This window comes from Streptomyces sp. G5(2025) (genome assembly GCF_049542075.1).
In the GTDB taxonomy this organism is placed as follows: domain Bacteria; phylum Actinomycetota; class Actinomycetes; order Streptomycetales; family Streptomycetaceae; genus Streptomyces.
Window position 1 is genome coordinate 227,707 of record NZ_JBMUZT010000006.1, and the last position, 19,839, is coordinate 247,545.

The following is a 19,839-nucleotide window of genomic DNA, read 5'->3' on the forward strand; positions in this document are numbered from 1 at the left end:
AGAAGTGAGCCGTCCACCAGTGAGCATGGCCGAGCGAAAGCGTCGGCTCGTCTCCGATGAACTGACCGAATCGGCGCTGCAGTTGCTGGCGCTGAAGGGCTACGACGGCGTCACCGTGGACGAGATCGTGGCCGCGGCCGGCGTGTCCCGGCGTACGTTCTTCCGGTACTTCGCGTCCAAGGAGGACGTGGTCGTCCAGTTCCTGGCCGACATGGGCTCCGACATGTGTGCGGAGTTGGCGGAGCGTCCCGGTGACGAGCGCGCCTCCGAGGCGCTGCTGCACGCCGTCCGCGTCCCTCTGCACGCCTGCGCCATCGACTCCGAGAGGGCGCTGCGCGTCGTGCGGCTGATCCTGCGCACCCCCGCCCTGCACGCGCGCTTCCTCGAACGGCAGGCGCACTGGCGCGACGGCCTGACCGCGCAGTTGGGGCAGCGGCTTGGGCTCGCCCCCGAGACCGAGCTGTATCCGGGACTGGCCGCCGGGATGACGCTGACCGCCTTCGACGCCGTGCTGCGGCGGTGGTGCGACAGCGACGGTGCCGAGGACCCGACCGCGCTGCTCGACGAGGCCTTCGCGGTGCTCGCCCCGGCGCTGGACAGCGGGGTGGGGCGGTAGTCCTCGGGGCCTCTGCCCGGCCGACGCCTCCTCTGCGCCAGGCGGGCGGCCCGGCAACGTTCCGCCGGGCCGCCCGCAGCCGCCCATGGCCGCCTCAGACGACCGCCCCCGACCCCCGTTCCTTGCTCCCGCGTGCCGCCAACGGGCTGAACAACCCCGGCACTTCGGCCGTACTACGGTCTCCTCGACCGGACGGCGGTGGCGCCGGACTGCGCCGTTCGAGCGCGACGGCGATCGGGACGGCCGTGAAGACCGTCGAGGCCATGCCGACCACCACCCCCGCGATCAGCGCCAGGGAGAAGTCCGCGAGGGAGTCGCCCCCGAGCGCGGCCAGCGCCGTCAGGATGAACAGCGCGCCCATGCCCGTGTTCACGGTGCGCGGCAGCGTCCGCACGACGGCCCGGTTGGCGACGGCCGCCAGGTCCGCGCGCGGGTCGCGGCGCCGGCCCTCACGTACCCGGTCGAAGACGACGACCGTGTCGTTGACCGAGTAGCCGATCACGGTGAGCACCGCCGCGAGGAAGACACTGTCGATCGGTTTGCCCAGCCAGGCGAAGAGGCCCACCACCAGCAGTACGTCGTGGACCATGGCGGACACGGCCGCCGCCGCGAGCGTCCAGCGGAAGCGCACGCTCAGGTAGACCAACTGGGCGGCGACGGCGATGCCCAGGGCGACCAGGGCCTTCTGGCGCAGTTCGGCCCCGAGGCTCGGGCCGATCAGTTCGTCGCGCTCGACGGCGACCGTGCCGCCGGGCTCCTCCAACGCGGCCATGACGCGCCGCTGTTCGTCGTCGGTGAGCCGCTCCGTGCGTACGGTGATGCCGCCGTCCCCGGACTCCTGCACCACGGCGCGCGGGAACCCGGCGTCCGACACCGCGCCGCGGGCGGTGTCGGCGTCGACGGACCTGCTGGTGCTGTACTCGACGAGACGGCCGCCGGTGAACTCGACGCCGAAGTCCAGGCCGCGCAGCGCGATGCCCGCGACGGCCACGGCGACCAGCAGCGCACTGGCGCCGAGCCAGCGGCGGCGGTGGCGCACCAGGTCCGGGTCGCGTCGGGCCAGCCAGGTGCGGACGCGGCCCGTGGAGGCGATGCCGGTCACGGCGGGGCGCCGGCGCACGACGTGCCGGGCGACGGCGAAGTCGGCGAGGACCCGCGTGATGACGAGTGCGGTGACCATGGACGCGAGCACGCCGATGCACAGGGTGACTCCGAAGCCCTTGACCGGCCCGGTGGCGAAGAAGAACAGCAGTCCGGCGGCGAGCAGCGTCGTCACGTTCGAGTCGATCACCGCGCTCCACGCCTTGGCGAACCCCGTGCGTACCGGTTTGGCCAGGTCTGTGGAGCGTACGCCGAGATACTCCTCCCGGGCCCGTTCGAAGACGAGGACGTTGGCGTCGACGGCCATGCCGATGGCCAGGACGAAGCCGGCGAGACCCGGCAGGGTGAGTGTCGCGCCGAGCGCCACCAGCGCGGCGTACGAGATGAGTCCGTACAGGACGAGGGCGAGGGCCGCGAGGGCGCCGAGGAGCCGGTAGACGACGGTGATGAACAGCGCGGTCAGGGCGATGCCGATGAGGGCGGCCTGGGTGCTCGCGGCGATGGCGTCCGCGCCCAGCGTGGGGCCGACGGTCCGCTGCTCCACGATGTCGACGGGCACCGGCAGCGCGCCGCCCTTGACGAGTGCGGCGAGGTCTCGGGCCTCGGTCCGGCTGAAGCCGCCGGTGATTTGGGTCTCGCCGCCGGTGATACCGACCTCGCACCGTACGTCCGGGTTGACACCGGGCGCCGAGATGATCTTGTCGTCGAGTGTGATGGCGACGCGTCGCTCGGGTGCGCCCTGCGGTGCGCACGCCGCCTTGCCGGTGACGCGCGCCCAGGCGTCGCCGGCCTTGTCGCGGAAGTCGAGCGAGACGGTCCAGCCCGCGAGTGACTGCTGGTCGAGGCGCGCTTCGGCGTCCTTGACGCCCGCCCCGGAGAGCGCGGTGGGGCCGAGGACGAGGTGGTTCCCCGGCCGGTCGGGGTCGGGCAGGGTGCGTGAGCCGTCGGCCGCGGGCTTCTTCCCGCCCGGGTCGGGGCGCTCCCCCGCCACCGGGTGGACCGTCAGTTGGGCGGTGCGGCCGATGACTTCGGCGGCCTTGCGCGGGTCCTGGACGCCCGGGAGTTCGACGATGATCCGCTTCTCGCCGGAACGGGCGATGCCGGGTTCGGCGACACCGAGCGCGTCGACGCGCTGTCTCAGGACCTCCAGGGCGCGGTCGGTGGACGCGGCGTCGGCTTTGACGGTGGGTGAGTCCTTGGTCTCCAGGACGATGTGGGTGCCGCCTCGCAGGTCGAGACCGAGGCGGGCGGTCTGGGTGAGGGCGACGTAGAGGGAGAGGGCGACGACGCACAAGGCGACGACGGCCCGCCACAGGGCCGCGCGGGACGCGGGCTTACTGGGCCTACCGGGCTTACTGCGCTTGCTGGGGTTACGGGGGTTACTGGGGTTACTGGGGTTACTGGGCTTGAGCGCACCGGAGTTGGGTGCACGGGACATCGGTTCTCCATGATGAGGGCAGGGCGGATGGACGCGTGACCGGGCGGCGCGGGATGCGCCGGGTCAGGCGTCGGGGACGGTCTGCTTGCTCATCGGTGGGGCGGGGCCCGAGGGGCGGCGGGGTCGGCCGCCTGATGTGTCCGGACCCGGACGGCAGTCGGGTGCGACGGCGGGCCGCCCGTGGCACGGTGCGGCACCGGGTCGCAGGCCGTGCGCGCGGGCCCCGGTGGGTGTGGCCCCGGAGTGTGGGCGTCGAGGCGGTGCGCGACCACGCGCAGTGCGGGGACGTCCTCGGGTCCGGTCCGCTCCCCCACGTGAGCCGCCACCGTGTGGTGGGTGAGCGGCTCGGCGGCAGGCGTGCGGTACGCCATCGCGGCGGACGGCGTGAAGAGGGCGAGGACGGTGACGACGAGGGAGAGCGCGGAGGCGGCCAGGCGCGCGGGACGGCTCTGCTGCGACACGCGTGCCTCCCTCCCCGCTCGTCCGCGCCTGTGACCGCTTGGTGTGGCGACCGACGGCCATCTGCTCGGCGGGCACGCACGGCGCGACCCGCCACGCTCAACGTACGGGGTCCACGGGCGGTTCCGCCCCGCGCCGAGCGTTCCGGCCCGGTGGACGCCACGACGTGCCAAGGCGGCGGACACGCAAGGAGGACCCCGCTCCGAGCAAGGCACCGCCCGGGGTGGACGACTTCCCGGGCGGCAGCCTCACTCCACGCACGTCACCGGCCTGACGGCCACCACGACCGGCCAACACGGCGACCCCGGCCCCGTCCGGCTAAGCACACGCAACGCACCCCGCCCGCCCCGAGCAACGGACAGGCCCCCCACAGCTCCCCCGGACCCACACCCTCCCCCTGTGCCCCACCAGGCCGTGACCACCACAACCCGCCGAGGCGGCGGCCCCGGCCCCGCTGAGCGCACAGGACGCGCCCGCCCCGAGCAACGGAAGGGCCCCGCGCCGCTATCCGGTCCCGCGCACCATCTCCATACTCCCCAGGCTGGTCGGCACCACGGCCTGAGCTGCCCCGGGTTGCCGGTGCGGCGGGCACCCCGGCCCGAGCGACAGGCGGCCCCCACTCCGGCTCCCCTGGACAGCGCCCCGAGGCCGCCGCGGACTACCTGCCTGCCTACCTACTGCCTACCCCGTACTCCACCAGACTCGTCGGCACCACGACCTGCCGCGGCGGCGGCCCAGAGCTCCTCTTCGTGGCCGTGCCGGGCCCGGCGGCGGCATGCAGGCGGGTGGCGAGGAGGCGGGCCGCCGCGCGGCCCAGTTCGTCGCTGTCGTAGGCGACGAGCGTGAGCGGCAGCCCCAGCGCGTCGGCCAGTTCGAAGTCGTCGAAGCCGGCGAGGGCGACGTCGGCGCCGCCGTGGGACCGCAGGGCGCGGATCGCGCGGAACGCCCCTATCGTGTTGCGGTTGTTGGAGCAGAACAGCGCGGTCGGCGGATCGCGCAGCGCGAGCAGGTCGGCGGCGGCGCGCGTCGCCTCGTGCGGTTCCGTCTGGCCCTGGCGAACGAGGCGGTCGTCGACGGCGAGGCCCGCCGCGGACAGAGCTGCCGCGTAACCGCGCAGCCGCTCCGTGCCGGTGTGCACGGCGGGCGGCGAGCCGAGGAAGCCGATGCGGCGGTGCCCCCGCTCCACGAGGCGGGCCGTGGCGTCACGGGCGCCGCCGAAGTCGTCGACCAGGACGCTGTCGGCGGCGAAGCCCTCCGGCGGACGGCTGGCGAGGACCACCGGCACTCCCTCGGCCACCGCCGCGGCCAGGTGACGCTGGTCGGCATCCGCGGGCACGGCGATGATGCCGTCGACACGGCGGGCCACGAGGTCGGCCACCAGTTCCCGCTCGGCGCGCAGATCCTGCCCGGTGTTGCCGATGACCGTCTTGAGTCCGTCCTTGACGACGACGGAGTCGACGCCGAGGGCCAGGCGTGAGTAGAAGGGGTTGGCGAGGTTGGTGACGACGAGCCCGACCAGGCCGGAGCCGCGGCCGAGCCGGAGGCTGCGGGCCACCTCGTTGGGCCGGTAGCCGAGCGCGCTCGCCGCGGCCCTGACCCGCTCGCGGGTGGCCGGCAGCACCTGCGGATCGTCGCGCAGCACCCGGGACGCGGTCATCGCGCTGACGCCCGCGCGTTCGGCGACGTCCCGCAGGGTGGGCTGGCCGCCCCTTCTGTGCTGTTCCGTACTCTCCAACGCCCCACCGCTCCCGCCATGTCCAGCGCGTCCGTCACGCCCTGCCGCGACCACCGTCTCAGGTCACGTACACCGCCGCCCCGATCAGGGCCGCGTTCTCACCCAGCGCACCCGCGCGCAGCGCGACCGGCGTGTCCCCGAGGCCGGCGCGCAGGGCCGGGCGGATCAGGTCCCATGACGCCGCCATGGCGCCGCCGACGACGAGGGCCGTCGCGTCGAAGCCACGCAGGCAGGGGGCGAGGACGGCGCCGAGGGTCGTGAAGGTCTCGTCGAAGACGTGGCGTGCGCGCCGCTCTCCCGCCCGCGCCCGGTCGGCGATCTCACGCACATCCAAAGCTCCGTCCAGGACACCGCCCAGGACACCGCCCGACGCTCCGTCCACGGCACTGTCCAGGACACCGTTCGCCGCGTCGCCGTCGCCATAGCGCGCCAGGATCGCGCGCCGTGACACCGAGTCCTCCAGCGGCCTGCCGCCCACCCGCAGCAGGTCGACACGGCCCTGCGGCGGCACCCCCGGCCCCGTCCGCCGCACGCCGCCGTCGACGGTGAAGGCCGAACCGACGCCCGTGCCCAAGGTGATGCCCACGCAACGGTGGTGTCCGCGCGCGGCGCCCGCCCGCCACTCGCCGAGGAGGAAGGCGTGGGCGTCGTTCAGGAACACCGTCTCTGCCGGGCGCGGCCACACGCCGTCCAGAAGCACGGACCGTACGTCGATGCCGTACAGGTCGTCGAACTTGCCGACGCCTTCGAAGCGGGCGATGCCCTTGTCGTGGTCGAAGGGTCCGGGCACCGCCACGCCCCACACCTCTCCGGCCGCCGCCTCCAAGTCGCCGGCGCAGCGGACCACCGCGCCCAGGATCTGTTCGGCGGTGCCCCGGGCGTCGAGGGGCCGTCGCACACTGCGGGCGACGGTCGCGGTGTGCGGGTCGGCGAGGGCGGCCGTCACATGCGTGCCGCCGATCTCCAGGACGGGTCTCATGACGCCCCACCGGGGTGCTCCGGCCGGACCAGGGCCTTGACGACCTTGACGGGGCGTTCGCCGATCGCCGCCAGCTGGTAGCGGCCGACCGCGGCGGGCACCGTCAGCGTCTCGGCGTACGACAGGGTGTGCCGCTCCCCGGCCGCCGTGCGCACCACGACACCCTCGCCCTCCACCACGTTCAATACGTGGAAGCGGCCCTCCGTGTCGTCGTCGGCCACCGCGCCGGCGCCGCCGTCGAGGACGAGGCGCCGCACCTCGTAGAACATCTCCTCCAGGGCGCCGAGGAGTTCCTCGCGCCAGCCCGCGCCCCGCCGCAGGGTGCGCGGCTCCTGGACGAGATCGCGTACGACGGCCTCGCCGCGCCGCTCGGTCTCCAGGTTGGCGAGGCCGTGTTCGTACGGGAGCGGGCGGGGGCGGCCGTTCGCGTCGGGGCGCAGCCAGTCGTAGAAGCGCAGGGAGTAGAGGTAGGGGGTGGCGCTGATCTCCAGGACGACGTTTCCGGCGCCGGAGGCGTGCGGGGTGCCCGCCGGGATCATGAAGAGGCGGCCCGGTTCGGCGGGGAAGGTCATGACGTGGTCCTCGGGGTCCATCGGCACGCCGTCGTGCGCGGCCTCCTCGATCTCCTTGCGGAAGAGGTCCGGGTCGGCGTCCTCGCGCAGGCCCAGGAAGACGCGTGCGCCGGGGCCGCCGAGGGTCATGTAGTACGTCTCGTGCTGGGTGTAGGGCCAGCCGAACCGCTCCCGCATGTACGGCTCTTTGGGGTGGCAGTGCACCGAGAGGTTGCCGCCGTCCACGGTGTCGAGGTAGTCGAAGCGGATCGGGAAGGACGTGCCGAAGCGGGCGCTGACCTGGGGGCCGAGCATCGCCTCGGGGTGCAGGACGCACAGCAGTTGGAACGGGATCTCTGCTTGTTGGCCCGGGTGGGTGCCGATGAGGACGCCGGCTTCGGGGGCGATGAGTTCGTAGCCGAGGGCGGTGTTGCGGGCCGCGCGGTCGAAGCCGAGTGCGCGTTGGGCCCAGTGGCCGCCCCACGGCGTGGAGTTGAAGTACGGCCGGGTGCGTACGGGGCGCCGGGCCAGGTCCGCGAGGGTGGCGCGCAGGCCGTCGCCGTCGATGTAGGTGGGGCGGTCGGGGTCCTGTACGTCGAGCCAGCCGTCGAGTCGGGGGGCGAGCGCGTCGCGGTGCCGGTCGAGGACGGGCCAGTCGATGTAGAAGAGCCGCCTCACGTCACCGTGCTCGTAAGGCAGTCCGAGGTTGGGGCCCTCGCCTGCGGTCACGGCGGCCTCGGCGTGGCGCTTGGGCAGGTCGGCGTACCAGAGCACGTCGTGCGGGAGGAGGGACGCGCCGGGCCCGTGCACGAGCAGCAGTTCCCCGGTCGCGGGTGGCGGCGGATCGGGCAGGTCGTCGAAGAGGTCCCGCAGGGAGTTCTCGGCGAGCCTGGCGTAATAGGGGTCGTCGGTGGCGTCGGTGCGGCTGCGCACGGCGTGGGGCGGTGCGTGGTGGGCGCGCAGGTCCAGGGTCCGCACGGGCGTGCCGAGCGCGGCCAGTTCCTCGGTCAGGCGGGTGGCGAGGCGGTCCCAGTCGACCGTCGGTGGACCGTCCACGGCGACGGTGGCGGGGCCGTGGGCCAGCCGGGTGGCGACGGCCCGCCAGCCGGTGGCGAGGACGGCGCCCGGAGCCGGGGCGTAGCGCGGGTCGAGCCGGTACACACGTTCTCCTTCGTGCGAAGGTACGGGATTCGTGCGGATGTACGGGAACAGCACCCTCGGGGGAGGTCTCAGGGACGTACGAAAAGCACGGCGGCCGTCCCGAGGGCCGGCAGCTCGACGCCCACCTGACCGTCGCGCAGCGGCAGTTGGTCGCCCGCCGTGCCGAGGTAATCCGCGCGGTGCGCGGCGGCCGCCGGGAAGTGGGCGCGGACCGGGCAGGACAGCGGCTCCTCGGCGAACGACTGGAGCCGCAGCAGGACGTGGCCCGGCCGGGGCGTGGTGGCGCCGACGAGGCGGATGCGCGGGTCGCCGACGGCGGCGAAGGCGTGGTGGGAGGGCGCGCCGTCCGAGACCCCCCTGGCTCGGACGGCGCGCAGGGGGCGGCTCCACGCGGCGGCTGTGTGCGGACCGAGGCCGTCGGGGGTGGGGCCGCAGGCCAGGCTGTAGCGGTAGGTGAACGCGAAGCCTTGAGCGCTCGGGAAGTTGGTGTCCCAGAGGTTGTTGTGGATCCAGGAGTAGACGGTGGCGGGCTCGTCGTGGTCCATGGTCTTCGGGAACGGCGCGTACGGCAGGGCGATGTTGCCGAACTGCACGAGCGGCGCGTCCTGCGTGGACCAGGCCACCGCGAGAGCGCCGTCGTGGAGCGTCACCCAGCGCCGCACCGCCCGCATGTGCAGGGCGGAGCCGGGCACCACGGGCAGGCCGCTGCCCGTGGTGCCGCCGGAGGCCTCCATGCGGACGGTCGGGTCGTCGAAGGCGAACGGAAAGGCGAAGTAGGCGCTCTCCTTGCCGAGCGTGGCGTCCTTGTCGAGGCGGTTCTCGATGTCGAGCCGGGGCACGCCGTGCGGCAGGGTGAGGGTGGTGCGCAGCCGGTTGGCGCCCGCCGGGCGGGTCTCGTACGTGAGGGACTCGCCGGTGGCGGTGGAGCGGCGGGCGATCAGCGCGGCGGGCGGGGCGACCGCGCGGGCGCCGAGGTGTTCGAGCCGGTCCGAGGCGGTCGTACGGCTGGAGTTGTGGTTGAAGGCCCCGGCCGTGGTGTAGCTGTCGTGGAGGTAGGCGTTGAAGCCCACGATGGCGTCCTGGCGGACGAGTTCGCGGCCGGTCGCCTTGTCGGTGACCGAGGCGACGCAGGCGTGCGCGAGGTCGACGCGGACGGCGAGGTGTTCGTTCTCCAGGAGGATCGGGGCGGGGTGCGCGCGGGCCGCGGCTGCGCTCTCGGCGGGGTCCTCGCGTTCGGTGCCGCCGGTCGGGTTCCAACCGGTGGCGGCCTTCTCCGTCGTACCGTCCGCGTCCCGGCCGGTGCGACCGGTGTGACCGGTGTGCCTCGGCCCGTCGGCGGTGATGTCCAGGCGAACCGACCCTGCGGGCGGCACCTCGTCGACGCGGACGAGCAGGAAGCGTCCCGCGTCGCGATGGTCGTCATTCGTCTGCGGCCGCTCCTCGTGCGCGAGGCGGCGTCCGTGGCGGGCGTCGCGCACGGTCACCGGGCGCTGAAGGGGCACGGTGCTCTCCGGCAGGAAGACGCGGACGACGTCGGTGCGCGGCCAGGAGCAGGTGTTGACGACGTGGTACGAGGCGGTGGCCTCCGGCGGGGCGGTGAGCCGCTGCCCGAGGCGGGCGCTCGCGCGGGCGAGGAGCGCGTTGCCGTCGTCGTGGGCGCGCAGCGCCTGGCCGTACTTCCAGTGCCACTGCTGTTCGCCCGAGTGGCCGCCCTCGTCGCCGTGGGTCCACGGGTCGCCGGCGCCCCAGGTGTGCTCGTCGAAGAGCGACACCGCCTCATAGACCCCGGCGGCGTCCGCGCTGTCGTCCTCGGCCCCCGTGGCGCCGAGGAGGGCGGCGAACGTGCCGATGGTCTGGGCGTCGGCGACCACGGACTGGGCGGTCCTGGCCAGGGACAGCGGGCGCGCGCCCGACCCGACCCCGTCGACCCACCAGTCGGTCCAGTCGCCCTCGAAGGTGCGGATCTCGCCGCCGAGCCGCGCCTCGGCGTCGGTGAAGAAGTCCTCGTTGCGGGAGAGCCGCAGTTGGGGGTGGGCCCAGGTGTCGTTCCAGCGGCGGACGGTGTCGGCGATGACGCGGCGTGGCGGCGCGTTGTCGCCGAACTTGCCCTGGACGCGCAGGTGGAGGATGTCCCACGGGTACGGTTCGCGCTTGACCTCGGTGTGGTCCATCGCCCAGCCGAAGATGCCGCCGCGGTAGGGGTAGGGGTTGGTGGCGAGGGAGGTCAGGTAGGCGGGCAGGAGGTCGTCGACGTCCGCGTAGCTCGTGTCGAAGCCGAGCAGGGGGCCTTCCATGTAGGCGAGGCCGTGCGGGGTGTCGGTGACCCACACCAGGACGCTGTTGCCGCTGGGGGCGCGCCAGCGGAAGAGGCGGGGCAGCTTCTCGCCGCCGACGAGGTGGGGCACGGAACGTCCGGCCCAGTTGTGCGCCACCGACAGGTACCTGACGCCTGCCGCGGCGAGCGCGTCGACGAGGCCGACGACCGCGCCCGGCACGTCGGTCTGCATGGCGGAGGTGATGTCGACGCCGTGCTCGTCGCGCACCTCCTGGGCGAGGCGCAGGAGTTCGTGCAGTTCGTCCGTGGAGCATGTCTCGGTGTGCAGGTTGAACGGCATCGCGGTCAGTTCGATGCGTCCCTCGCGGACCCTGCGTACGAACTCCGCCACCTGCTCGGCGGGGCGGGCCTTCGCCCACTGCCGGAAGGACCACAGCGACTCGACGCACCAGCGGAACCGCGACCGGTCGGGCCAGTCGTCGGTGGCGCGGGTCAGCTCCAGGCAGGAGTCGAGGAACGACAGGTGCTCGGCCAGGACCTCGCCCTGCGGGTCGGTGTAGCCGATGTCGAGGTGGGAGTGGTGGACCAGGTGCAGGGTCCAGCGGCGCTGCGGGGTCAGTCGTACGCCGATGCCGTCCCGCCCGTCCGGGAGGCCGACGGTGACGCGGGTCGCCGTCTCGACGGCGGGCAGCAGGAGCCGCACGGAGCGGCCCGGCCCGGCGACGCGCTCGACGTGCGGGGCGGCGCCCGATTCCGTACGTACGCTCAAGTCGCCCGGAACTGACGTGCCGTTGACGGGTTCGACGCGCAGGGACTGGAGGAGGGTGCCGTCCTCGGCGTGGCGCAGCAAGGGCTCCTCGGTGAGCTTCAACGTGCTGCCGTCCGCCAGGGTTCCCTCGGCGCTCACCACGCCGGAGCGCAGGCTGTCGCGTATCCGGTCGTTGTCCCAGTCGGTGGTGCGGACCAGAGCCCTTGTCGTCATGCGGATCGCTCCCGGAGGCGGTGTGTGGTCGGGTCAGCGGGCGGAGGCGGAGGCGGTGACGCCGCGCAGGAACAGGCCGCGGAACACCAGGAAGAGGACGAGGGTCGGCGCCGAGACGATGAGCGCGCCCGCCAGGATGACGGGCGGGCCGGTGGAGGCGTAGGCGTTGTTGAGGGTGGTCAGGGCCGCCATGACCGGCTGGACGTCGGGGCTGCGGCTGAGAGTGATGCCGAGCAGCAGGTCGTTCCAGACGGCCGTGAACTGGAAAATGAAGGCCGCGCCGAGCCCCGCCCTCATCAGCGGCACGTGGATGCGCCAGAAGATCCGCCGGAAGGAGGCGCCGTCGAGCAGCGCCGCCTCCGTCAGCTCGGGCGGCATGGTGGTCATCTGGTTGCGGATCAGGAAGAAGGCGAAGGGCACCGCCCAGGCCGTGTACACGAGCATCATGCCGATCCTGGTGTCGTACAGGCCGGCGTCCGCGTAGAGGCCGAAGAGGGGGGCGAGGAAGATCTGGAGGGGGAAGAGCGTGCCGGAGTAGATCAGCCAGAACCAGAACGCGGGCCTCGGGATCGGCAGCACGACGACGGCGAAGGCCGCCAGGGCCGCCACCAGGACCGCGACGAGGCCGCACACCACGGAGTAGAGCAGCGAGGCCTGGAAGCTGTCGCCGATGCCGGCCACGTCCCAGGCGGTCCTGAGGTTCTCCCACAGGGCGAAGCCCTGGACGGTCCAGTCGGGCTTGCCCGCGTACTCGGTGGCCGGTGTCAGGGCGTTGACGACCAGCAGGTACAGCGGGACCAGCCAGAGCACCACGCATCCGGCGACGAGGACGTTGCGCGTCAGGCGTCCCATCACGCTCCTCCCCTCTCAGCTCTCAGCCCTTGGCGGCGTCGGTGTCGGGCATCTGGCGGCGCAGGTACATCCAGGACGAGGCGACGACGATCACCGAGAGGACGAGCGCGATCGCCGAGCCGTAGCCCACGTGGAAGAGCCGGAACGCCTCCCGGTACATGCTCAGGGCGAGGGTCTCCGAGGAGCGGGACGGGCCGCCCTTGGTGAGGATCCAGATCATGTCGAACGCCTTGAGGCTGTTCACGAGGGCCATGCCGACCACGACGACCGTCACGGCGCGCAGCTGGGGCAGCGTGATGTGCCGGAACATCCGCCAGCCGCTCGCCCCGTCCAGCGCGGCCGCCTCGACAGTCTCGCGCGGGATGGCCCGCAGGCCGATCGCGAAGAGGACGACATTCAGCCCGGTCGCCTGCCACGTACTGGCGACGATCATCGAGAGGGTGTTCTGCGGCCATTCCAGGAGCCAGGTCTGCGCCCAGCCGTCGAGGCCGATGCCGCGCAGCACCTGGTTGACGGTACCGTCCGAGGTCAGCATGAAGTTCCACAGCACGGCGGTGGCCGTCGTCGAGATCGCGAACGGCAGCACGATGATCAGCTGCACGATGCCGCCGAAGCGCATCCGGTGGGTGGCGACGGCGAGGAGCAGTCCGGCGAGGACGGGCAGGAGCAGCGTGCCCGCCACCCACATGAGGGTGTTGAGCAGCGACCTGCCGAAGATCGGGTCGTCGGCGAGGCGCGCGTAGTTGTCCAGGCCGGTGAAGCGGCTGGTGAAACCGTTGTCGTCGAAGAAACTGCCGTAGACGCTGCGGAGGAACGGATAGACCAGCAGGACGCCGACGAAAGCGAAGGCGGGCAGCGCCCAGGGCAGGGCGGCGAGGGGGCCGCCGAGCCTGCCGCCGCCCGCCTTCGCGGCCTGGTGGGGTGTGCGCACGGGCACCCTGCGGCGTACCGGCACGCGGCGGCGTACGCGGACCGGTTTCGCGGCACCGTGCCCGGCGGGGGTGGCGGTCCCGGTCATGTCCTCTCCGCCTCCCGCCACACGCGCCACGCCTCGTCGGCACGGCCCTGCATGGTGCGCAGCGTCTCGCGGGCCGAGGAGGGGTTCAGGAGGAAGCCGGCGAGGTCGTCGACGGTCGCCTCGACGAGTTCGGGCGGGCCCTGCTCCCAGAAGCGGTTGAGCAGCCACAGCTTGTCGCCGCGGACCTTCTGGGCGAGGGAGCCGATGACGGGGTTGGGGGCCGCGACGCGCGGGTTGGGGCAGCCGTCCTGGAGTGCGTGCGAGAAGGCTTTCATGACGGTGGGATGCAGCCAGGTGCGGGTGGCCTGCAACGCCTCCGTGCGGTCGGGTCCCTTGACGGTGGCGACGAGGGCGCTGGCCTCGAAGATGACACAGGGCCGGGCCTTGGGGTCCGCCATCGGGTCCGCCATCGGGAGGACGAACGCGCCGAGGTTCTTGCCCGGCTTGCCGCCCGCCGCCGCCAGCGTGGAGCCGAGCCAGGTGCCGCAGGGCACCATGCCGACCTCGCCGTGCAGCATGGCGGCGGCCGCGTCGGGGTGGTTCATGTCCATGGGCGTGAACCAGTCCTTGTCGAAGAACGACTGGAGAGTGCGCAGGGCGCGATCGGCGCGGGGGTCGGTGTACCGCTCGCGGCCGTTCATCAAGTCGTCGTAGAACGCGGGGTCCTGGCGGCTGAGGATCTCCTGGAACCAGATGAAGGAGGGCCAGCGGCCGTCGGCCGTGCCGTGCAGCGGGGTGACGCCGCTCCTCTTCAGGCGCGCACAGGCGGCGAGGAAGTCGTCCCAGGTCTCCGGGGCCTTCAACCGGTGCTCGCGGAAGACCTCGGGGTTGTAGAAGAACACCCAGTACGCGAGGTTCATCGGCAGGCCGTAGACGCGCCGCCGGTACGTGAACGCCTCGCGCAAGGAGGCGTCGACCCAGCCCTTGGCGACGGCGCGGTCCCACTGCCGGGTCAGCTCCTCGATGCCGCCGGTGCGGGCGAGGTCCCGCAGACGGTACCCGGACCAGTACTTGAGCATGTCGGGCGTCCTGTCGGTCCGCAGCGAGGACTTCACGACCTGCTCGAACGACTCCAGGGACGGGTTGACCTCGGGGACCATGCGCGGTCCCCCCACCGTCTTCATGGCCATGCCCGCGGCGGCCATCGGCTTCTCCCACGCCGCGCTGTCACCGAGGACGGCGACCTCGCCGGGGGGCCGTCCCTCGGCGGTGCCGCAGGCGGTGGCGAGGGCGCCGGTCGTGAGGGCGGTCGCGGCGGTGAGCAGGAGGGTGCGGCGGGCGGGCGCGGCGGGCGTGCTGTGTGCGCCTGACGCGCTCTGCGTCTCTGGCGCGCTCGGCTGCTCTGGCGCGCTCGGCTGCTCTGGCGCGCTCGGCTGCTGCGGTGTTCTCGGCCCCGGGTGCCGACGACCTGACATGGATGGCTCCCTCAGGTGTGCGTGACTCGCCCCTTGTTAGCGTTAACACGGACGTGATGGAGCTTCACCGCGGGCGCACGGGTTGTCAATGGTTCGAGAGCCGCTGGCTTGTTCAACGAGATCGAGGAGAGGTGGTCCGGTCGAGGGTCACAACGATCTTCCCTGTGTGCGTGTTCGACTCCATCAGACGATGTGCGTCGGGCATGCTTTCCAGTCCGTGGAAGGTCTCCGCGATCACGGGGGCCAGCGTGCCGCCGGCCAGTCCGGAACCAATGAACGCGGACGCCCGCCGACGGTATCCCTCGGAGCCCGCGAGGACGCCGTTCGCGTAAGTGTGCACGGTCTGTGGCCAGTTCATGCAGAGCTCGATGGGGCGCGGGTCCAGCCAGCCGTACAACACTGCCGTGCCACCCGGCGTCAGTGCGTCGCCGAGGGCCGCGAAACCGGGGCCGCCGATCCCGTCGAAGGCCACCTCGGCGCCCTTGCCGCCGGTGATCCGTCGGACCTCCTTCACCACGTCCTCGGAGTCCGTCGTGATCACATGGGCCGCGCCCAGCTCCAGAATTTGCCGCCGCTTGGCCTCACCGCGGGTGGTGGCGATCGGGATCGCGCCGAGCCGCAGGGCCGTCTGGACCGCGCCCGTGCCGACCCCACTGGAGGCGCCGGTGATCACCACATGGTCGCCGGGGGCCAGCCCGGCCGTCTCCACGAGGGCGCCGTACGTGGTGGAGTACGTCAGCCACACGGCCGCGGAGGTGACCGCGTCGACGCCCGCCGGCCTGGGGACCACCGAGGCCTCGGGCAGCAGGACCCGCTCGCCGTAGACGCCGTGGACGCCGAAGTCGAAGTTGGCGGCCGCCATCACCGGGTCGCCCGGCCGGTACGCCGTGACGCCGTCGCCGACCGCCTCGACCACGCCGGCGGCCTCGTACCCGAGCCGGGACCCGGGCAGCGTCGGCCGGTAGTAATAGACACCCGCGCGGAACAGCGCCTCGGCGCGGTTGAGCCCGATCGCCTCCACCCTGAAGAGGACCTCGCCGGGACCCGGCGCGGGCAACCGCACGTCCTCGACCTTCAGGACGTCGGGGCCGCCGAGCTCGTGGAAGAGAACTGCCTTGGAAAGAGAAGAGTTGTCATGGAGAAGAACCTAGGAGGCGCAGACGAGACGATCCATGTCTCAAAGCCGCCTGTTCATGTCTGATCGTCTCCGCTGATCGCCCTCCCTGCTCGTCTTCAGCGGTCGCGCGTACGGTACGTCCATGGACGTTCTCAGCGACGTGATCGCGGCCATGCGCACCGGCCGCCCCCACTCCTCCCGCACCGTCAAGCGCGCACCGTGGGGCGTGCGGTTCCCCGAGTCCGACGGCGCCGGTTTCCACGTGGTGCTCCAGGGCTCGGCCTGGTTGCTGGGCCCCGAGGGCGCCGATCCACTGCGCCTTGGACCGGGTGACGTCGTCTTCCTGGCCCACGGGTACGGCCACGGCCTCGCCGATCACCCCCTGAGCCCTTTGGACAACGTCCAGTTGGAGCCCGACGGGTCCTGGCCCGAACTGCCCGACCCCGGTACGGCGGACGCCGAGGTAGTTGCCCACGTCGCCCAGGGCGGGACGCCACCCATGGCCGGTCGGGCGGTGCCGACATGTGTGAGCGAGTTCAGGACACGGTCCGCCTCTCGCGGAGGAGGCGCCGCGCGAGCATATGTGTCCCTGCCGTGGCCACCGCGGCGAGCGCAAGGCCCCGTGCGGCGTCGCGGGGGCGAGTCGGACGCAGCACGCCCGCGTCCCGCAGCCGCCCACGGGCCCAGAGGGCGAAGGGGATCACCACCAACGGTGAGGTGACGGAGCCGGGCGTGTACGCGCGGACGGCGGCGGCCTGGGCCAGATGCACCACGCCGTGCAGCCCGAAGCCGTTCAGAGCGGCCTGGTAGAAGGCGGAGCGTCCGCCGGTGCGGTGCCCGGCGGCGGCCGCCGCGGCGACCACGACGCCCATCCCGGCGACGGCGGTCGTGAACTCACGCCGGTCGATGGACTCCAACCGCCGCCATACGCGCTCCGGGACACCCGGGAACCGCTCACGAAGCTCAGGCACCCGGCCCTGGGCCCAGCCCGGCACCATGGCCACTTCCTCCGCGTCGTGCAGTGCCCACGCGGCCAGCAGCCCGAAGGTCACTCCGACGCCGACTCGGCCGCCGCTCGCAGCCATTTCACCTCTGCTCATGGTCGGAAAGTCTGCCAGCCCCTGCTCGTCGCCCCGGCCCGGGGCTGGTTGTCACTCGCATGCCAAAGGACCGCCCCGGGACACGCACCCCCGCGCGTAGTGGGCGGTTGACGTCGTGCACTACGTTGCCCGGACCCTGGGGCCCCCACCCCCCACACGCCCGGAGGAGTACGTCCATGCGGATGCCCGCACAGCATCGGACCGTCGCGGCCCTCGCCGCCGTCACCGGAATCGCCACGCTCGGCCTCGGCGCGGGACCGGCCGCCGCCGACGCCTCGGAGCCACTGCGTTACGTCGCGCTCGGCGACAGCTACAGCGCCGGGTCGGGCGTACTGCCCCTCGATCCCGGGGCCCCGCTCCTGTGCGCCCGCACGTCGAAGAACTACCCGCACCTCCTCGCCGCCTCCCTCGGCGCGAAGCTGACGGACGTGACCTGCGGCGGAGCCCGGACCAAGGACTTCACCGCGGCGCAATACCCGGGCGTCGCCCCGCAGTTCGACGCGCTGAAGAGCGACACGGAACTGGTCACGCTCACCATCGGCGGCAACGACAACAACACGTTCATCAACGCGATCCTCGCCTGCGGCAGCTCCGGCATCCTCTCCGGTGGCAAGGGCAGCCCTTGCAAAGACACGTATGGCACCACCTTCAAGGACCAGATCGAGTCCAAGACCTACCCGGCGATCAAGACCTCCCTCAACCAGATCAAGGCCAGATCGCCGAAGGCGAAGGTCGCGATCCTCGGCTACCCGTGGATCACCCCGGCGAAGGCCGTCCCCGGCTGCTTCGCCAAGATGCCCGTCGCGGAAGGCGACATCCCCTACCTGCGCGACCTCCAGACCCACTTGAACGGGGCCGCGCGGCGCGCCGCGTCCGAGACCGGCGCGACGTTCGTCGACATGGCCGCCGCCTCCGACACGCACGACGCCTGCCGCCCGGCGGGCGAACGGTGGATCGAGCCCGTGCTGTTCGGCACCAACTTCGTACCCGTGCACCCGAACGCCGCCGGCGAGGCCGGCATGGCCGCGCGGACGGCCGAGGTCCTGAACCTGCCCTGACCGGGACGCCGGGCGTGCGGCACCGCCCGCCCGGCGAACCCGTCCATACCGGACGACCCGCGTACGGGCCGGCTCCGCGCGGCTGCGATCCTGGTCCGGTGACCGGAATCAAGTGGCCCACCAGCAAGAACCGCTCCAGGCGGACCCTACGAGCCGCTGTCGGCGCCGTGCTGCTCCTCACCGCCCTCGGCCCTCTCGCCGCCTGCTCGTCGAACGCGCCGGGCCGGGACGGGTCCGGCACCTCCGCGGGCCACCCCTCCGGTTCCGGCGACGCCGTCCGCCGACCGCCCGCCGACGCGGCCTTCGACTATCAACTGGGCGGCCCCTACCGGCCCCCGTCGAAGGTACGAGCCGTCTCCCGGGACCGCACCGCCGACCCCGCCCCCGGCCGCTACAACATCTGTTACGTCAACGCCTTCCAGGCCCAGCCCGGCAAGCAGGCGGCACGCTGGTGGCAGCGCGAGCACCCCGGCCTGCTGCTGCGCGACGAGGACGGACGGACGGTCGTCGACGAGGACTGGCAGGAGCCCCTGCTGGACATCTCCACCGAGGAAAAGCGATCCGCGCTCGCCGATGTCGTCGGCGAGTGGATCGAGGGCTGCGCGCGGGACGGCTTCGACGCGGTGGAGCCCGACAATCTCGACTCCTACGAACGCTCCGACGGCCTGCTCACCACCGATGACGCGGCGTCCTTCGCCCGCCTCCTCGCCCGCCGGTCCCACGACGAGGGCCTGGCCATCGCCCAGAAGAACACCACCGACCTGCTGGACCGCCACCGCACCATCGGCTTCGACTTCGCCGTGACCGAGGAGTGCGCCCGCTATCAGGAGTGCCGCGCTTTCGAAGAGGCGTACGACGGGAGGGTCTTCGACGTCGAGTACGAGACGAAGGACTTCACCGCCGCCTGCCGCTCCTGGGGCGAGGAGCTGTCGGTGACCTTGCGCGACCGTGATGTCCGTCCTGCGGGTGAGGAGGGGTACGTGTACCGGCACTGCTGAGCATCCGGCCTCACCGCACGGTCAGCACCAGTTTGCCCGCGGTGCGTCCCGTGTCGCCGAGCTCGTGCGCCTTCGCCGCGTCCGCCAGCTCGAACGTACCGGCGATCTCGGCGCGCAGCCGGCCTTCGGACACGAGGCGTGCGATGGCCGACATCCCGGCGTGGTCGTCCTCGACCAGCATGACCTCCGCGCGCACACCGAGCCGGGCCGCCTCCTCGGCGAGCGCCCGCGTGCCGTCATCGAGCCGGAGGGAGACCAGGATGCCGTCCCGGCGCAGACTGCGCAGGGAGCGCAGGGCGTGGTCGCTGCCTTGGGCGTCCAGGACGACGTCGGCGTCGCGGACGGCCTCGGCGATGTCCGTGGTGCGGTAGTCGAGGACCTCGTCGGCGCCGAGAGCGCGTACGAAGTCGTGCTTGGGCGCGCTTGCCGTGCCGATGACGTGGGCTCCCTGGGCCTTGGCGACCTGCACGGCGAGGTGGCCGACGCCTCCGGCCGCCGCGTGGATCAGCACCCGCTGGCCGGCTTCGATGCGGGCGGTGTCGACGAGCGCCTGCCGAGCGGTGAGAGCGGCGAGCGGCAGGGCGCCGGCCTGCACGTGGTCGACGGCGACCGGCTTGCGGGCAAAGGCGCGGGCGGGACCCGTGGTGTATTCGGCATGGCTGCCCGCTCCGTAGGGGTACGGCAGCATGCCGAAGACCTCGTCGCCCGGCTTGAAGAGGGTGACGCCGGGGCCGGTCGTCTCGATCACGCCGGAGACGTCCCAGCCCAGGACGAACGGCGGCTCGCCGAGGAAGAGCCCGGGGACGCTGCGGTGCTTCCAGTCGGTGGGGTTGACCCCGGCGGCGTGGACGCGGACGAGGATCTCGCCGGGTCCGGGCACCGGCCGGGGCAGCCGGACCTCTTTGAGCACCTCGGGGCCGCCGAGGATGTCCTGAGTGATCGCTCGCATGGTGGGGAGGGTGTCGTTCATGTGCCCCAGCTTGC

Annotated in this window: 15 protein-coding genes and 1 pseudogene; 4 read left to right on the forward strand and 12 right to left on the reverse strand. The window is 72.7% G+C overall.

The window, feature by feature from the left end; all coding sequences use genetic code 11:
* Positions 1-25 precede the first annotated feature (25 nt).
* Entirely contained in the window at positions 26-616 is a 591-nt protein-coding gene (locus ACOBQB_RS11715) for a TetR family transcriptional regulator (protein ID WP_423591209.1), read from the forward strand.
* A gap of 94 nt (positions 617-710) precedes the next feature.
* Here the strand turns inward: ACOBQB_RS11715 and secD are convergent, their stop codons facing one another.
* From secD to ACOBQB_RS11765, 10 genes are all read right to left on the reverse strand, one after another.
* Positions 711-3,155 (reverse strand): protein translocase subunit SecD, encoded by a 2,445-nt coding sequence (gene secD, locus ACOBQB_RS11720; RefSeq protein ID WP_423591211.1) that lies wholly within the window; start codon positions 3,153-3,155, stop codon positions 711-713.
* Between the two features lie 89 nt (positions 3,156-3,244).
* Positions 3,245-3,616 carry a hypothetical protein gene (locus ACOBQB_RS11725; protein WP_423591213.1) on the reverse strand — a complete coding sequence of 124 codons (372 nt, stop codon included), beginning with the start codon at positions 3,614-3,616 and terminating at the stop codon, positions 3,245-3,247.
* Between the two features lie 668 nt (positions 3,617-4,284).
* Positions 4,285-5,349 (reverse strand): LacI family DNA-binding transcriptional regulator, encoded by a 1,065-nt coding sequence (locus tag ACOBQB_RS11730; protein ID WP_423591214.1) that lies wholly within the window; start codon positions 5,347-5,349, stop codon positions 4,285-4,287.
* A 58-nt stretch (positions 5,350-5,407) separates the two neighbouring features.
* Positions 5,408-6,328 carry an ROK family protein gene (locus ACOBQB_RS11735; protein WP_423591216.1) on the reverse strand — a complete coding sequence of 307 codons (921 nt, stop codon included), beginning with the start codon at positions 6,326-6,328 and terminating at the stop codon, positions 5,408-5,410.
* Positions 6,325-8,040: a class I mannose-6-phosphate isomerase gene (locus ACOBQB_RS11740; RefSeq protein ID WP_423591218.1), complete on the reverse strand. Its 1,716-nt coding sequence runs from the start codon at positions 8,038-8,040 to the stop codon at positions 6,325-6,327. Before ACOBQB_RS11740 ends, ACOBQB_RS11735 begins: the two co-directional genes overlap by 4 nt.
* A 68-nt stretch (positions 8,041-8,108) precedes the next feature.
* The gene (locus ACOBQB_RS11745; RefSeq protein ID WP_423591220.1) at positions 8,109-11,297 is read right to left on the reverse strand and encodes an alpha-mannosidase; all 3,189 of its coding nucleotides are present in this window, start codon (positions 11,295-11,297) and stop codon (positions 8,109-8,111) included.
* A gap of 33 nt (positions 11,298-11,330) precedes the next feature.
* The gene (locus ACOBQB_RS11750; RefSeq protein ID WP_423591222.1) at positions 11,331-12,149 is read right to left on the reverse strand and encodes a carbohydrate ABC transporter permease; all 819 of its coding nucleotides are present in this window, start codon (positions 12,147-12,149) and stop codon (positions 11,331-11,333) included.
* A 22-nt stretch (positions 12,150-12,171) separates the two neighbouring features.
* The gene (locus ACOBQB_RS11755) at positions 12,172-13,167 is read right to left on the reverse strand and encodes a carbohydrate ABC transporter permease (RefSeq protein ID WP_423591224.1); all 996 of its coding nucleotides are present in this window, start codon (positions 13,165-13,167) and stop codon (positions 12,172-12,174) included.
* Entirely contained in the window at positions 13,164-14,582 is a 1,419-nt protein-coding gene (locus ACOBQB_RS11760) for an extracellular solute-binding protein (RefSeq protein WP_423591226.1), read from the reverse strand. The genes ACOBQB_RS11755 and ACOBQB_RS11760 overlap by 4 nt, the downstream gene beginning before the upstream one ends.
* 112 nt (positions 14,583-14,694) lie before the next feature.
* Entirely contained in the window at positions 14,695-15,645 is a 951-nt protein-coding gene (locus tag ACOBQB_RS11765) for a zinc-dependent alcohol dehydrogenase family protein (RefSeq protein WP_423591227.1), read from the reverse strand.
* A gap of 196 nt (positions 15,646-15,841) precedes the next feature.
* On the opposite strand from ACOBQB_RS11765, the pseudogene ACOBQB_RS11770 reads away from it, so the two are divergent.
* Positions 15,842-16,162, forward strand: a pseudogene (locus ACOBQB_RS11770) (cupin domain-containing protein); the annotation flags it as partial.
* Positions 16,163-16,235: 73 nt separating this feature from the next.
* On the opposite strand, the gene ACOBQB_RS11775 reads toward ACOBQB_RS11770, so the two are convergent.
* Positions 16,236-16,799 (reverse strand): HXXEE domain-containing protein, encoded by a 564-nt coding sequence (locus ACOBQB_RS11775; RefSeq protein ID WP_423591228.1) that lies wholly within the window; start codon positions 16,797-16,799, stop codon positions 16,236-16,238.
* A gap of 176 nt (positions 16,800-16,975) precedes the next feature.
* On the opposite strand from ACOBQB_RS11775, the gene ACOBQB_RS11780 reads away from it, so the two are divergent.
* Positions 16,976-17,857 (forward strand): SGNH/GDSL hydrolase family protein, encoded by an 882-nt coding sequence (locus ACOBQB_RS11780; protein WP_423591230.1) that lies wholly within the window; start codon positions 16,976-16,978, stop codon positions 17,855-17,857.
* Positions 17,858-17,955: 98 nt separating this feature from the next.
* Entirely contained in the window at positions 17,956-18,855 is a 900-nt protein-coding gene (locus tag ACOBQB_RS11785; RefSeq protein ID WP_423591232.1) for an endo alpha-1,4 polygalactosaminidase, read from the forward strand.
* A 10-nt stretch (positions 18,856-18,865) separates the two neighbouring features.
* Here the strand turns inward: ACOBQB_RS11785 and ACOBQB_RS11790 are convergent, their stop codons facing one another.
* Positions 18,866-19,825: an NADP-dependent oxidoreductase gene (locus tag ACOBQB_RS11790; RefSeq protein ID WP_423591233.1), complete on the reverse strand. Its 960-nt coding sequence runs from the start codon at positions 19,823-19,825 to the stop codon at positions 18,866-18,868.
* Positions 19,826-19,839: the final 14 nt, after the last annotated feature.